Below are 14,294 nucleotides of genomic sequence, written 5' to 3'. Positions count from 1 at the left end.
CCCTGACGCTGTTTGTTAACACAGTTGTAATATGAGGTTAATCCCTTGAGTGACATGGCGAAAAACCTAATACTCTGGCTGGTCATTGCCGTTGTGCTGATGTCAGTATTCCAGAGCTTTGGGCCCAGCGAGTCTAATGGCCGCAGGGTGGATTACTCTACCTTCCTGTCTGAGGTCAATCAGGATCAGATTCGTGAAGCGCGTATCAACGGACGTGAGATTACCGTTACCAAGAAAGATAGTAACCGATACACGACTTATATCCCCGTAAACGATCCCAAACTTCTTGATAACCTGCTTACCAAGAACGTGAAGGTTGTTGGCGAACCACCAGAAGAACAAAGCCTGCTGGCAACGATCTTTATTTCATGGTTCCCAATGCTTTTGCTTATTGGGGTATGGATATTTTTTATGCGCCAAATGCAGGGCGGTGGTGGCAAAGGTGCCATGTCGTTCGGCAAGAGTAAGGCGCGAATGCTGACGGAAGATCAGATTAAAACCACCTTTGCCGATGTCGCGGGTTGTGACGAAGCGAAAGAAGAAGTTGGTGAATTGGTGGAATATCTCCGTGAGCCAAGCCGCTTCCAGAAATTAGGCGGTAAGATCCCGAAAGGTGTGCTGATGGTTGGCCCACCAGGGACAGGTAAAACTTTGCTTGCCAAGGCTATTGCCGGTGAAGCAAAAGTGCCGTTTTTCACCATTTCAGGTTCTGACTTTGTCGAAATGTTTGTAGGTGTGGGTGCTTCCCGTGTCCGTGACATGTTCGAACAGGCTAAAAAAGCAGCGCCCTGCATTATCTTTATCGATGAAATCGATGCTGTGGGGCGTCAGCGTGGTGCTGGTCTGGGCGGCGGTCATGATGAACGCGAACAGACACTGAACCAGATGCTGGTTGAAATGGATGGGTTTGAAGGCAATGAAGGCATTATCGTCATTGCAGCGACTAACCGCCCGGATGTTCTGGACCCGGCTTTGTTGCGTCCAGGCCGTTTTGACCGCCAGGTTGTTGTTGGGCTGCCTGATGTGCGTGGTCGTGAGCAAATCCTTAAAGTTCATATGCGCCGTGTGCCACTGGCTCCGGATATCGACGCCGCAATTATTGCCCGCGGTACACCGGGTTTTTCCGGTGCAGACCTGGCAAACCTTGTGAACGAAGCCGCTTTGTTTGCTGCTCGTGGCAATAAACGCGTTGTGTCCATGGTTGAATTTGAAAAAGCGAAAGACAAAATCATGATGGGCGCAGAACGTCGTTCGATGGTGATGACCGAAGCTCAGAAAGAATCAACCGCATATCATGAAGCGGGCCACGCTATTATTGGGCGTTTGGTGCCGGAACATGACCCGGTACATAAAGTAACGATTATTCCTCGTGGTCGCGCACTAGGTGTAACGTTCTTCCTGCCTGAAGGCGATGCAATCAGTGCCAGCCGTCAGAAACTGGAAAGCCAGATCTCGACACTGTACGGTGGCCGTCTGGCAGAAGAGATAATTTACGGCGTTGAACATGTTTCAACCGGTGCGTCCAACGATATTAAAGTTGCGACTAACCTGGCTCGTAACATGGTCACTCAGTGGGGCTTCTCAGAAAAACTGGGGCCGTTACTGTATGCGGAAGAAGATGGCGAGGTGTTCCTTGGCCGCAGTGTGGCTAAAGCGAAACACATGTCAGACGAAACTGCTCGTATTATCGATCAGGAAGTGAAATCACTGATTGAGCGTAATTACAACCGTGCCCGTCAAATCCTTAACGATAACATGGACATCCTCCATGCTATGAAAGATGCGTTAATGAAATATGAAACTATTGATTTACCGCAGATTGATGATTTGATGGCCCGGCGTGATGTGCGCCCACCGGCAGGCTGGGAAGACCCGAATGCCAGCAACAACACTGACAATACCTCTGGTACGCCAACAGCGCCAAAACCAGTGGATGACCCGGATATCAATAAGCCTGGAAATCCCATGTCAGAGCAGGCTGGTGATAAATAATCCCGTTTTGCTGTAATTTGTAAACCCCGGCCTGCCGGGGTTTTCTCATTTGTAACCCGTTATTCCGAAGGTAATCACATGAAACTCTTTGCTCAGGGGACTTCACTTGATCTCTCGCATCCTCATGTCATGGGGATTTTAAATGTTACGCCAGATTCTTTTTCTGATGGCGGCCAGCACAATACCCTGAATGAAGCTGTAAAACATGCCAACCTGATGATTAACGCCGGGGCGACTATTGTGGATGTTGGGGGCGAGTCAACCCGGCCTGGTGCCGCTTTAGTGAGTGCTGAAGAAGAACTTGCCCGTGTTATTCCTGTGGTTGAAGCTCTTGCGCAACGTTTCGAAGTGTGGGTTTCGGTGGATACATCTCGGCCTGAGGTTATTCGGGAATCCGCACGTGCAGGTGCGCATCTGATTAACGATATCCGCTCTCTTACTATGCCGGGTGCAATAGAAGCCGCGGCAGAAACCGGGCTGCCAGTTTGCCTGATGCATATGCAGGGTGAACCTCGTACTATGCAGGAGGCTCCGCGTTATGATGATGTCTTTCAGGATGTAGAGCATTTCCTGACGGAACAAATAGCACGCTGTGAAGCCGCAGGCATCGCGAAAGACAAATTGTTACTCGACCCCGGCTTCGGTTTCGGTAAAAATCTGAGTCACAATTATCAGCTGCTGACGCGTTTATCTGAACTGCATCATTTCGGTTTGCCACTGTTGGTGGGAATGTCCCGTAAATCGATGGTTGGGCAACTCCTGAATGTGGGGCCGGATCAGCGCCTGAGCGGCAGCCTTGCATGTGCGGTCATCGCAGCTATGCAAGGGGCACATATTATTCGTGTTCACGATGTAAAAGAAACCGTTGAGGCGATGCGGGTTGTGGAAGCGACGTTATCAGCGAAGGAAAATAGACGCTATGAGTAACCGTAAATATTTTGGTACCGATGGGATTCGCGGCTGTGTTGGTCAGGCCCCTATTACACCTGATTTTGTTCTGAAACTGGGCTGGGCAGCGGGCAAAGTGCTGGCGCGTCACGGTTCACGAAAAGTGATTATTGGCAAAGATACCCGTATTTCAGGCTATATGCTGGAATCCGCGCTGGAAGCCGGGCTCGCGGCAGCCGGTTTGTCCGCCTCGTTTACCGGGCCCATGCCAACACCGGCAGTGGCTTATTTAACCCGTACTTTTCGGGCCGAAGCTGGCATTGTCATTTCTGCATCCCATAACCCGTATTATGACAACGGTATCAAGTTTTTCTCTACCGAAGGCACCAAGTTGCCAGATGAAGTAGAAGAAGCTATTGAAGCTGAACTGGAAAAAGAGATTACTTGTGCGGAATCGGCCATGCTGGGTAAAGCCAGCCGTATTGTTGATGCTGCCGGGCGTTATATTGAGTTCTGTAAAGGTACCTTCCCGAACGAATTGAATTTGAACGGCCTTAAAGTGGTTGTCGATTGTGCCAATGGTGCAACATACCACATCGCGCCGAACGTTTTCCGAGAGTTGGGCGCTGATGTCATTGCCATGGGGTGTGAACCTAATGGGCTGAATATCAATGAAAAATGTGGCGCAACAGATGTCGCCGCGCTTCAGGCCAGGGTGATTACGGAAAACGCAGACCTTGGTCTGGCTTTTGATGGTGACGGCGATCGCGTGATCATGGTCGACCATCTCGGAAACCGGGTTGATGGTGACCAAATCCTCTACATTATTGCCCGGGAAGGCTTGCGTCAGGGCAAACTACAGGGTGGCGTGGTCGGCACTCTGATGAGTAATATGGGGCTGGAGCTGGCGCTGAAACAGCTGGGTATACCATTTGCCCGGGCTAAAGTTGGCGACCGCTATGTGCTGGAAAAAATGCAGGAAAAAGGTTGGCGCATTGGTGCGGAGAACTCTGGCCACGTAATTCTGTTGGATAAAAGCACCACGGGAGACGGTATTCTTGCCGGTCTTCAGGTTCTGGCTGCTGTGGTGCGCAATCATATGAGTCTGCATGATTTGTGCAGTGGCATGTCGCTCTTCCCGCAGATTCTGGTTAATGTCCGTTATACCGCGGGGAGTGGTGATCCGCTGGAGCACGATAGCGTGAAACAAATTACCGCAGAAGTTGAGCGTACTTTGGGTAAACGTGGGCGTGTCCTGTTGCGTAAATCGGGTACAGAACCTTTGATTCGCGTAATGGTGGAAGGTGAAGATGAAGCGCAGGTGACTCAACTGGCTAACCAAATAGCCGATGCAGTGAAAGCGGTCTGAAAATGAACGGCCGGTGAGGTGAGATTCTCGCTTTACCGGCTGAAATCTACGCGTGTTGCCGCTTTTTTCTGCAATTGAATCATTGCGAAGAAAATGGTCTTGCACAGTGCAGGCGCTTTGGTTAGTATTCACACCCGCTTCAGTGGGGAATGACAAATACCCACGTCTTTTTGGTTAGAAGCATTGGCATGCGGAAATCCGCAAGGAACAGGTTAATTATGTACGAAGCTCTTTTAGTCGTTTTCCTTATTGTAGCCATCGGCCTTGTTGGCTTGATTATGCTGCAGCAAGGTAAAGGTGCTGATATGGGTGCCTCCTTTGGCGCAGGCGCTTCTGCAACTCTGTTTGGTTCAAGCGGTTCTGGTAACTTTATGACCCGCATGACTGCCGTGCTGGCAACACTGTTTTTTATTATCAGCCTGGCGCTGGGTAATATCAACAGTAACAAAACCACCAAGGGAAGCAGCTGGGACAATCTGAGCCAGCCCGCTCAAACTGAGCAGACTACTCAACCGGCAGCGCCAGCGCAGCCGAGCAGTGATATCCCGCACTAAGTTGTCGTATCATCGCACTTTTGTGCGAAATAAGTGCCGAGGTGGTGGAATTGGTAGACACGCTACCTTGAGGTGGTAGTGCCCGATTGGGCTTACGGGTTCAAGTCCCGTCCTCGGTACCAAATCCCAGCAAAATTTGCTTTTTTTGTGTTAAAGGCGTAGTATTTGCCACGTTTTCGGACGCGGGGTGGAGCAGCCTGGTAGCTCGTCGGGCTCATAACCCGAAGGTCGTCGGTTCAAATCCGGCCCCCGCAACCAATTTCCCTGAGAGTTGTTTTTCAAATATACTGTGAAGAGCGACAGTTCTTTTCACGATGGAATTTTGAAAAAAATTCTCATGGAAATAGTTCCAGGTCGCAGTCGCGGCTTGTAGGGTTCAGTTATATAAAGCCCCGATTTATCGGGGTTTTTTGTTATCTGACGAGAGAATAACTGGGCTTAACGCCCTTTTTTTATGTCTTGGGGGTGGGCTTGTCCACATTAGAGCAAAAGTTAACAGAGATGATTACTGCACCAGTAGAGGCTCTGGGCTACGAACTGGTTGGTATTGAGTTTGTTCGCGGTCGTACATCTACGTTGCGCATCTACATTGATAGTCCGAATGGTATAACTGTTGATGATTGCGCTGATGTCAGTCATCAGGTAAGTGCAGTTATGGATGTAGAAGATCCAATCACTGTTGCTTATAACCTCGAAGTCTCCTCTCCTGGCCTTGACCGCCCGATGTTTACTGCCGCGCATTACACGCGTTTTCTTGGTGAGGAAGTCGCGTTGGTGTTACGCATGGCGGTGCAGAACCGTCGTAAATGGCAGGGCATCATCAAACAGGTTGATGGTGAAATGGTTACCGTTACGGTCGATGGCAATGATGAAGTGTTCGCACTGAGTAATATTCAGAAAGCGAACCTGGTCCCCCACTTTTAACAGTCTGGCTTGAGGCGAACCCAGGATGAACAAAGAAATTTTGGCTGTTGTTGAAGCGGTTTCTAATGAAAAAGCGGTTCCGCGCGAAAAAATTTTTGAAGCGCTGGAAACAGCCCTTGCAACAGCGACCAAGAAAAAATATGAACAAGAAATCGACGTTCGCGTCAGCATTGACCGGAAAAGTGGTGATTTTGACACTTTCCGCCGCTGGCTGATCGTTGAGGAAGTTACCCAGCCTACGCGTGAGATCACGCTTGAAGCCGCGCAGTTCGAAGATCCTGCGCTGAATCTGGGTGGCTATGTAGAAGACCAGATCGAGTCAGTGACTTTTGACCGTATCACCACGCAAACTGCAAAACAGGTTATCGTGCAGAAAGTGCGCGAAGCTGAGCGTGCAATGGTGGTTGATCAGTTCCGTGAGCATGAAGGCGAAATCATCACCGGTATGGTGAAGAAAGTGAATCGCGAAAATATCACGCTGGATCTGGGTAATAACGCAGAAGCCGTCATTCTTCGTGAAGATATGTTGCCACGTGAAAACTTCCGCCCGGGTGACCGTGTGCGTGGGGTGCTGTATTCCGTGCGTCCTGAATCACGTGGTGCGCAGTTATTTGTTACCCGCGCTAAGCCGGAAATGCTGATTGAGCTGTTCCGCATTGAAGTTCCGGAAATTGGTGAAGAAGTCATCGAAATTAAAGCTGCGGCTCGTGACCCGGGTTCTCGCGCAAAAATTGCTGTGAAAACCAATGATAAACGCATCGACCCTGTTGGCGCATGCGTTGGGATGCGTGGGGCACGCGTACAGGCAGTATCAACTGAACTTGGCGGCGAGCGTATTGATATCGTGCTGTGGGATGATAATCCTGCGCAGTTCGTTATCAATGCAATGGCGCCTGCTGATGTCGCTTCCATTGTGGTTGATGAAGACAAACACACAATGGATATTGCAGTAGAAGCGGGTAACCTGGCGCAGGCTATTGGTCGTAACGGTCAAAACGTTCGCCTGGCTTCTCAACTGAGTGGCTGGGAACTGAATGTCATGACGGTGGAAGACCTGCAAGCTAAGCACCAGGCTGAAGCACACGCAGCCATTGATACGTTCACCAAGTATCTCGATATTGATGAAGATTTCGCGACTGTTCTGGTAGAAGAGGGCTTCTCCTCACTGGAAGAGCTCGCGTATGTCCCGATGAAAGAATTGCTTGAAATCGATGGGCTTGATGAACCTACTGTAGAAGCATTACGTGACCGCGCGAAAAATGCGCTGACCACGCTGGCGTTGGCGCAGGAAGAAAGCCTCGGTGATAAGAAACCTACCGACGATCTGATCAACCTTGAAGGTATGGATCGTGCGCTGGCCTTTAAACTGGCTACGCGTGGTATTAGTACGCTGGAAGATCTCGCTGAGCAGGGCATTGATGACCTGTCAGATATTGAAGGCTTAACCGATGAGAAAGCCGGGGCGCTGATTATGGCCGCCCGAAATATTTGCTGGTTCGGCGACGAAGCGTAATAAACTGTAGCAGGAAGGAACAGCATGACAGATGTGACTATTAAATCGCTGGCCGCGGAGATTCAGACTCCAGTGGATCGCCTGATACAGCAATTTGCTGATGCCGGGATCCGCAAATCGTCTGAAGATTCAGTGACAGCACAAGAAAAGCAAACTTTGCTGGCATTTTTGAACCGTGAACATGGTTCAGGGCCGGACAAGTTAACATTGCAGCGCAAAACGCGCAGCACTTTGAGTATTCAGGGTACCGGTGGTAAAAGTAAATCGGTACAAGTTGAAGTCCGCAAAAAGCGCACCTTTGTAAAACGTGATCCGCAAGAAGCTGAGCGTCTTGCCGCGGAAGAGCAAGCGCAGCGTGAGGCGGAAGAGCTGGCCAGTCGTGAAGCAGAGGAATCTGCTAAACGTGAGGCTGAGGAAAAGGCCAAACGCGAAGCGGAAGAGAAAGCCAAACGCGATGCCGATGAACATGCGAAGCGTGAGGCCGCGGAACAAGCGAAACGTGAAGCTGCGGAAAATAGCAAAGTGAGCAATCAACAATCCGAACAACAGAAAGCCGTACAGGCTGAGAAAGCCCGTCGTGAATCAGAAGCAGCAGAGCTGAAACGTAAGGCTGAAGAAGAAGCCCGCCGCAAAATTGAAGAAGAGGCTCGCCGCGTTGCAGACGAAGCGCGTCGCATGGCGGAGGAGAATGCCGACAGTTGGCGTAATACTGAGGAAGAAACGGAAAGCAGCGACTATCACGTTACGACGTCTCAGCATGCTCGTCAGGCTGAAGATGATAATGACCGTGAAGTTGAAGGTGGCCGTGGCCGTGGCCGCAACGCTAAAGCTTCACGTCCTAAGAAAGGTAACAAACACGCTGAATCCAAAGCTGACCGTGAAGAAGCGCGTGCCGCTATTCGTGGCGGTAAGGGTGGTCGTCAGCGTAAAGGCAGCGCTTTGCAACAAGGTTTCCAGAAACCTGTTCAGGCAGTTAACCGTGATGTCATGATTGGTGAAACCATCACCGTTGCGGAACTGGCTAACAAAATGGCGGTGAAAGGTTCTCAGGTCATCAAAGCAATGATGAAAATGGGCGCCATGGCAACCATCAACCAGGTGATTGACCAGGAAACCGCTCAGCTTGTTGCTGAGGAAATGGGTCACAAAGTTATCCTGCGTCGTGAGAACGAGCTGGAAGAAGCGGTAATGAGCGACCGTGATACTGGTGCTCAGGCAGAACCGCGTGCACCTGTTGTTACTATCATGGGTCACGTCGACCACGGTAAAACGTCTCTGCTGGACTACATTCGTTCTACGAAAGTTGCTTCTGGTGAAGCTGGCGGTATTACCCAGCATATCGGTGCTTATCACGTTCAGACTGATAACGGCATGATTACTTTCCTGGATACCCCAGGCCACGCAGCGTTTACCGCAATGCGTGCTCGTGGTGCTCAGGCAACAGATATCGTAGTGCTGGTTGTTGCAGCAGACGATGGCGTGATGCCGCAAACTATTGAAGCTATCCAGCACGCTAAAGCGGCGAAAGTCCCGGTAGTGGTTGCTGTGAACAAGATTGATAAACCAGAAGCAGATCCGGATCGCGTTAAAAACGAACTGGCTCAGTACGGTATCATTCCGGAAGAATGGGGTGGCGATTGCCAGTTCGTTCATGTTTCTGCAAAAGCAGGCACCGGTGTTGATGAGCTGCTGGATGCTATCTTGCTGCAATCTGAAGTACTGGAACTGAAAGCTGTACGTAATGGTATGGCGAGCGGTGTGGTCATCGAATCCTTCCTGGATAAAGGCCGTGGCCCGGTAGCAACTGTACTGGTTCGTGAAGGTACGTTGCATCGTGGCGATATCGTTCTGTGCGGTTTTGAATATGGTCGTGTTCGTGCAATGCGTAACGAACTGGGCAAAGATGTAGAAGAAGCGGGTCCGTCAATTCCAGTAGAAATCCTGGGCTTGTCTGGTGTACCAGCTGCCGGTGATGAAGCCACGGTTGTTCGTGATGAGAAAAAAGCGCGTGAAGTTGCGCTGTATCGTCAGGGTAAATTCCGTGAAGTTAAACTGGCTCGTCAGCAGAAATCTAAACTGGAAAACATGTTTGCTAACATGACTGAAGGTGAAGTTTCTGAGGTTAACATCGTACTGAAAGCCGACGTTCAGGGGTCTGTTGAAGCAATTACCGACTCTCTGATCAAGCTGTCCACAGATGAAGTGAAAGTGAAAATTGTGGGCTCTGGTGTTGGTGGGATTACTGAGACCGATGCGACGCTGGCTGCTGCATCCAACGCGATTGTTGTAGGCTTTAACGTCCGTGCCGATGCCTCTGCTCGCCGGGTTATTGAAGCTGAAAGCATCGACCTGCGCTACTACTCCGTTATCTATAACCTGATTGACGAAGTTAAACAGGCTATGAGCGGTATGCTGGCTCCGGAATACAAACAGCAAATTATCGGCCTGGCTGAAGTTCGTGATGTGTTCAAATCACCGAAGTTTGGCGCGATTGCAGGTTGTATGGTTACGGAAGGTGTGGTTAAACGTCACAACCCAATTCGTGTTCTGCGTGATAACGTGGTTATCTATGAAGGCGAGCTGGAATCTCTGCGTCGCTTTAAAGATGACGTTAACGAAGTCCGTAATGGTATGGAATGTGGTATCGGCGTTAAGAACTACAATGATGTTCGCACCGGCGACATGATTGAAGTCTTCGAAATTATCGAAGTTCAACGTACCATTTCCTAATCCCTTTCGGGGCTCGGTAGGATTATTAAGGGGGGCCTGGTGCCCCCCTGATTTGTCTGGAGAAAATATTATGGCGAAAGAGTTTGGTCGCCCGCAGCGCGTATCTCAGGAAATGCAGAAAGAAATCGCAATCATTCTGCAGCGTGAAATTAAAGATCCGCGCGTAGGTCTGATGACAACTGTCTCAGGTGTTGAAGTATCCCGTGATTTAGCTTACGCAAAAGTTTATGTCACCTTTCTGAATGATCAGGATGAAGCCGCGGTAAAAGCTGGCGTGAAAGCGCTACAGGATGCATCTGGTTATATTCGTATGTTGCTGGGTAAAGCCATGCGTTTGCGCATTGTTCCAGAACTGACATTCATCTACGACAACTCTCTGGTTGAAGGGATGCGGATGTCAAACCTGGTCAGCAGTGTGGTTAAGCAGGATGAAGAGCGCCGTTCCAATTCGGAAACGGATGACAGCACCCGGGAGGACTGATGAGTCGTCCTCGTCGGCGTGGGCGCGATGTCCATGGCGTTTTATTGCTGGATAAACCTCGTGGCCTGTCATCGAATGATGCGCTGCAAAAAGTAAAACGTCTCTTTAATGCTAACCGGGCTGGTCACACAGGGGCGCTCGACCCACTGGCAACCGGCATGCTGCCTGTTTGCCTTGGTGAAGCAACCAAGTTTTCCCGTTACTTGTTGGATTCAGACAAGCGATACCGTGTTATTGCCCGGCTTGGGCAGCGCACCGATACCTCAGATGCAGATGGCATGGTTGTTCAGGAGCGCCCGGTTACCTTCAGTGAAACAGAACTGCAGCAGGCGCTGGAAACCTTCCGTGGTGAAACGCAACAAGTGCCATCCATGTTCTCTGCGCTTAAGTACCAGGGCCGGCCTTTATATGAATACGCCCGTCAGGGCATTGAAGTTCCCCGCGAGGCGCGAGCCATTACTGTGTACGAGTTGGTGTTTATTCGCCACGAGGGTAATGAGCTTGAGCTGGAAATCCATTGTTCCAAAGGTACTTATATTCGCACTATCATTGATGATCTGGGTGAAAAACTGGGTTGTGGTGCGCACGTAACTTTTCTGCGGCGTTTATCCGTCAGTAAATATCCGGTCGAGCGTATGGTGACCCTTGAGCACCTGAATACACTGGTTGCTAAGGCCCAGGAAGAGGGCACGGGTATTGAGACAGTACTGGACCCTCTGCTGATGCCAATGGATAGCCCGGCGGCTGACTTCCCTCAAGTGAATTTGCAGCCCGCTGTCGCTGCTTATTTCAAACAAGGGCAGCCGGTCAGGGTTACTGGGGTACCTTCTGATGGTTTGGTTCGCGTCACAGAAGGTGAGCCTGGTGAGTTTATCGGTATGGGTGAAATTGATGACGAAGGCCGTGTTGCGCCTCGCCGTTTGGTTGTGCATTATCCGGCATAGTCTTACCTTGCGATAACCTGTCCGCGCAGGTAGAATAGCGCGGCTCTGGGGCTGCTGAATTAGAGATTGGCGCCCTGTTTTCTTATTTAATTACTGGAGTTCAAAATGTCTCTAAGTGTTGAAGCTAAAGCTAAAATCGTTTCTGAGTTCGGTCATGGTGCTAACGACAGTGGTTCAACTGAAGTTCAGGTTGCCCTGCTGACTGCACAGATCAACCACCTGCAAGGTCACTTTGCAGAGCACAAAAAAGATCACCACAGCCGTCGTGGTCTGCTGCGCATGGTTTCTCAGCGTCGTAAGCTGCTTGACTACCTGAAACGTAAAGATGTTGCACGCTATTCTTCCCTGATCGAACGTCTGGGTCTGCGTCGCTAATATTTGCGAGTTTCTGAAAAAGGGGCCTCCAGAGGCCCCTTTTTTCAACTCAAAAGCAGCAATTAACCAGAAAGTAATGTATTGTTGCTTTTAATAGTCTTTATTGCTGAGGTTCGCGCGGCTAATGAAAGCACATAAATTTTTCTGTGTTTCCATTAGTCGCGAGGGAGCATAAAGGCTGGTAATCACAACAGCACTTTGTTGTGCTGTCACTCGTCTAAAGAAAGGATACTATTTTGCTTAATCCGATCATTCGTCAATTCCAGTATGGTCAACATACCGTCACCATCGAAACTGGCATGATGGCTCGTCAGGCAACTGCAGCCGTGATGGTCAGCATGGATGACACCGCCGTTTTCGTTACCGTTGTTGGTGCTAAAAAAGCGAAACCCGGCCAGGATTTCTTCCCTCTTACAGTAAACTACCAGGAACGTACTTACGCGGCTGGCCGTATCCCGGGCGGTTTTTTCCGTCGTGAGGGCCGTCCAAGTGAAGGCGAAACACTGATTGCGCGTCTGATTGACCGCCCGGTTCGCCCTCTGTTCCCGGAAGGTTTTGTTAATGAAGTTCAGGTTATTGCAACGGTTGTTTCTGTTAACCCGCAGGTTCACCCTGATATCGTTGCTATGATTGGTGCTTCTGCTGCCCTTTCCCTGTCTGGTATTCCATTCAATGGCCCAATTGGTGCTGCGCGTGTTGGTTATATCAATGACCAGTATGTTCTGAACCCAACTGCCGATGAACTGAAAAACAGCCAACTGGATTTAGTGGTTGCAGGTACTGATAACGCCGTGCTGATGGTTGAGTCTGAAGCTGAACTGCTGAGCGAAGACCAGATGCTGGGTGCTGTGGTCTTTGGTCACGACCAGCAACAGATTGTTATCGAAAATATCAAAGCGCTGGTTGCTGAAGCGGGCAAACCGCGTTGGGACTGGCAGCCAGAAGCAGTTAACGAAGCATTGAATGCGCGTGTTGCTGCTCTTGCTGAAGCGCGTCTGAGCGATGCATACCGCATTACTGACAAACAAGAGCGTTATGCTCAGGTTGATGTCATTAAATCTGAAGTCATTGCTGCTCTGTTGGCAGAAGATGAAGCCCTGGACGAAAACGAACTGGGTGAAATTCTGCATGCGCTGGAAAAAACAATTGTCCGTAGCCGCGTACTGGCTGGGGAACCGCGCATTGATGGCCGTGAAAAAGACATGATTCGTGGCCTGGATGTGCGCACAGGCGTTCTGCCGCGTACTCACGGTTCAGCACTGTTTACCCGTGGCGAAACTCAGGCTCTGGTTACTGCAACCTTAGGGACTGAACGTGACGCGCAAAACATCGATGAACTGATGGGCGAGCGTACTGATCGTTTCCTGTTCCACTATAACTTCCCTCCATATTCTGTGGGTGAAACCGGGATGGTGGGTTCGCCTAAACGCCGTGAAATTGGTCATGGCCGTCTGGCTAAACGTGGTGTGGCGGCTGTTATGCCGGCTGCAGATCGTTTCCCGTACACTGTGCGTGTTGTTTCTGAAATCACTGAGTCCAATGGTTCTTCTTCCATGGCTTCTGTCTGCGGTGCGTCTTTAGCACTGATGGATGCGGGTGTACCGGTGAAAGCTGCTGTTGCGGGTATCGCAATGGGCCTGGTTAAAGAAGGCGATAACTTTGTTGTCCTTTCTGATATTCTGGGCGATGAAGATCACCTTGGCGATATGGACTTTAAAGTAGCGGGTTCTCGTGAAGGTATCACTGCTTTGCAGATGGATATCAAAATCGAAGGTATCACTCGCGAAATCATGCAGGTTGCTTTGAACCAGGCTAAAGGTGCGCGTCTGCACATTCTGGGTGTGATGGAACAAGCAATCAATGCACCGCGTGGTGACATTTCTGAATTTGCACCGCGTATCCATACGATTAAGATCAACCCTGATAAGATCAAAGACGTTATCGGTAAAGGTGGTTCTGTAATCCGCGCTCTGACTGAAGAAACCGGTACAACCATTGAGATTGAAGATGACGGTACTGTGAAAATCGCAGCAACTGATGGCGATAAAGCAAAACATGCTATTCGTCGCATCGAAGAAATTACTGCTGAGATTGAAGTTGGTCGCATCTATAATGGTAAAGTTACCCGTATCGTTGATTTCGGTGCGTTTGTAGCGATTGGCGGCGGTAAAGAAGGTCTGGTGCATATTTCTCAGATTGCCGACAAGCGTGTAGAAAAAGTGACAGACTACCTGCATATGGGCCAGGAAGTTCCGGTTAAAGTACTGGAAGTTGACCGCCAGGGCCGTGTACGTCTGAGCATGAAAGAAGCTGTTGAGCAGCCAAAAGCACAGGAGCAGGAAGAAAAATCAGCTCCGGATGCAGCGGTTGATACTCAGGCAGAGTAATCTCGCTCTATGGCATATTAATACCCGATACCGTCTGTAAATGTGTTGCCTGCCAGTGCCGCACTGGCGGGTAATAAAAACAGTATCTGGAATGCGGAGTTGGCTCTTCATGGTGACATGAAGAGCTGTTTCATTCA

The 14,294-nt window shown here is 50.0% G+C and carries 11 protein-coding genes and 2 tRNA genes; all 13 read left to right on the top strand.

Going from position 1 to position 14,294, the window contains the following annotated elements; all coding sequences use genetic code 11:
• Positions 1-54: 54 nt before the first annotated feature.
• The 13 genes from ftsH to pnp all read left to right on the top strand — a co-directional run bounded on the left by ftsH (position 55) and on the right by pnp (position 14,157).
• Positions 55-1,992 carry an ATP-dependent zinc metalloprotease FtsH gene (ftsH, locus tag DES37_RS17865; RefSeq protein WP_036104857.1) on the top strand — a complete coding sequence of 646 codons (1,938 nt, stop codon included), beginning with the start codon at positions 55-57 and terminating at the stop codon, positions 1,990-1,992.
• A gap of 78 nt (positions 1,993-2,070) precedes the next feature.
• The gene (gene folP / locus DES37_RS17860; RefSeq protein WP_110027129.1) at positions 2,071-2,919 is read left to right on the top strand and encodes a dihydropteroate synthase; all 849 of its coding nucleotides are present in this window, start codon (positions 2,071-2,073) and stop codon (positions 2,917-2,919) included.
• Positions 2,912-4,249, top strand: a complete 1,338-nt coding sequence (gene glmM, locus DES37_RS17855) for a phosphoglucosamine mutase (protein WP_036104851.1) — start codon at positions 2,912-2,914, stop codon at positions 4,247-4,249. The genes folP and glmM overlap by 8 nt, the downstream gene beginning before the upstream one ends.
• Positions 4,250-4,467: 218 nt before the next feature.
• Positions 4,468-4,803 (top strand): preprotein translocase subunit SecG, encoded by a 336-nt coding sequence (gene secG / locus DES37_RS17850; protein ID WP_036104849.1) that lies wholly within the window; start codon positions 4,468-4,470, stop codon positions 4,801-4,803.
• 35 nt (positions 4,804-4,838) lie between these two features.
• Positions 4,839-4,925: transfer RNA gene (locus tag DES37_RS17845), tRNA-Leu, on the top strand.
• Positions 4,926-4,984: 59 nt separating this feature from the next.
• A tRNA-Met gene (locus DES37_RS17840) sits at positions 4,985-5,061 on the top strand.
• A gap of 213 nt (positions 5,062-5,274) precedes the next feature.
• Positions 5,275-5,727 (top strand): ribosome maturation factor RimP, encoded by a 453-nt coding sequence (gene rimP, locus DES37_RS17835; protein WP_036105136.1) that lies wholly within the window; start codon positions 5,275-5,277, stop codon positions 5,725-5,727.
• 25 nt (positions 5,728-5,752) lie between these two features.
• Positions 5,753-7,240, top strand: coding sequence for a transcription termination factor NusA (gene nusA / locus DES37_RS17830; RefSeq protein WP_036104847.1), 1,488 nt, complete (start codon positions 5,753-5,755; stop codon positions 7,238-7,240).
• 24 nt (positions 7,241-7,264) lie between these two features.
• Positions 7,265-9,970: a translation initiation factor IF-2 gene (infB, locus tag DES37_RS17825; protein ID WP_110027127.1), complete on the top strand. Its 2,706-nt coding sequence runs from the start codon at positions 7,265-7,267 to the stop codon at positions 9,968-9,970.
• Positions 9,971-10,040: 70 nt separating this feature from the next.
• A complete protein-coding gene (rbfA, locus tag DES37_RS17820) occupies positions 10,041-10,451 on the top strand; it encodes a 30S ribosome-binding factor RbfA (RefSeq protein WP_036104845.1) in 411 nt (136 codons plus the stop codon).
• Positions 10,451-11,395, top strand: coding sequence for a tRNA pseudouridine(55) synthase TruB (truB, locus tag DES37_RS17815; RefSeq protein ID WP_110027125.1), 945 nt, complete (start codon positions 10,451-10,453; stop codon positions 11,393-11,395). The genes rbfA and truB overlap by 1 nt, the downstream gene beginning before the upstream one ends.
• Positions 11,396-11,500: 105 nt before the next feature.
• A complete protein-coding gene (gene rpsO, locus DES37_RS17810) occupies positions 11,501-11,770 on the top strand; it encodes a 30S ribosomal protein S15 (RefSeq protein WP_036104840.1) in 270 nt (89 codons plus the stop codon).
• A gap of 236 nt (positions 11,771-12,006) precedes the next feature.
• A complete protein-coding gene (gene pnp / locus DES37_RS17805) occupies positions 12,007-14,157 on the top strand; it encodes a polyribonucleotide nucleotidyltransferase (protein WP_036104837.1) in 2,151 nt (716 codons plus the stop codon).
• Positions 14,158-14,294 lie beyond the last annotated feature (137 nt).

This window comes from Mangrovibacter plantisponsor (assembly GCF_003182475.1).
GTDB classification, from domain to species: Bacteria; Pseudomonadota; Gammaproteobacteria; order Enterobacterales; family Enterobacteriaceae; genus Mangrovibacter; species Mangrovibacter plantisponsor.
This window is presented reverse-complemented; position numbering and strand designations above follow the sequence as displayed.

Coding starts and splice junctions, on each gene's coding strand:
- truB (WP_110027125.1), top strand. CDS start 10,451: ATGAGTCGTCCTCGTCGGCGTGGGCGCGATGTCCATGGCGTTTTATTG.
- glmM (WP_036104851.1), top strand. CDS start 2,912: ATGAGTAACCGTAAATATTTTGGTACCGATGGGATTCGCGGCTGTGTT.
- rbfA (WP_036104845.1), top strand. CDS start 10,041: ATGGCGAAAGAGTTTGGTCGCCCGCAGCGCGTATCTCAGGAAATGCAG.
- infB (WP_110027127.1), top strand. CDS start 7,265: ATGACAGATGTGACTATTAAATCGCTGGCCGCGGAGATTCAGACTCCA.
- folP (WP_110027129.1), top strand. CDS start 2,071: ATGAAACTCTTTGCTCAGGGGACTTCACTTGATCTCTCGCATCCTCAT.
- ftsH (WP_036104857.1), top strand. CDS start 55: ATGGCGAAAAACCTAATACTCTGGCTGGTCATTGCCGTTGTGCTGATG.
- rpsO (WP_036104840.1), top strand. CDS start 11,501: ATGTCTCTAAGTGTTGAAGCTAAAGCTAAAATCGTTTCTGAGTTCGGT.
- secG (WP_036104849.1), top strand. CDS start 4,468: ATGTACGAAGCTCTTTTAGTCGTTTTCCTTATTGTAGCCATCGGCCTT.
- nusA (WP_036104847.1), top strand. CDS start 5,753: ATGAACAAAGAAATTTTGGCTGTTGTTGAAGCGGTTTCTAATGAAAAA.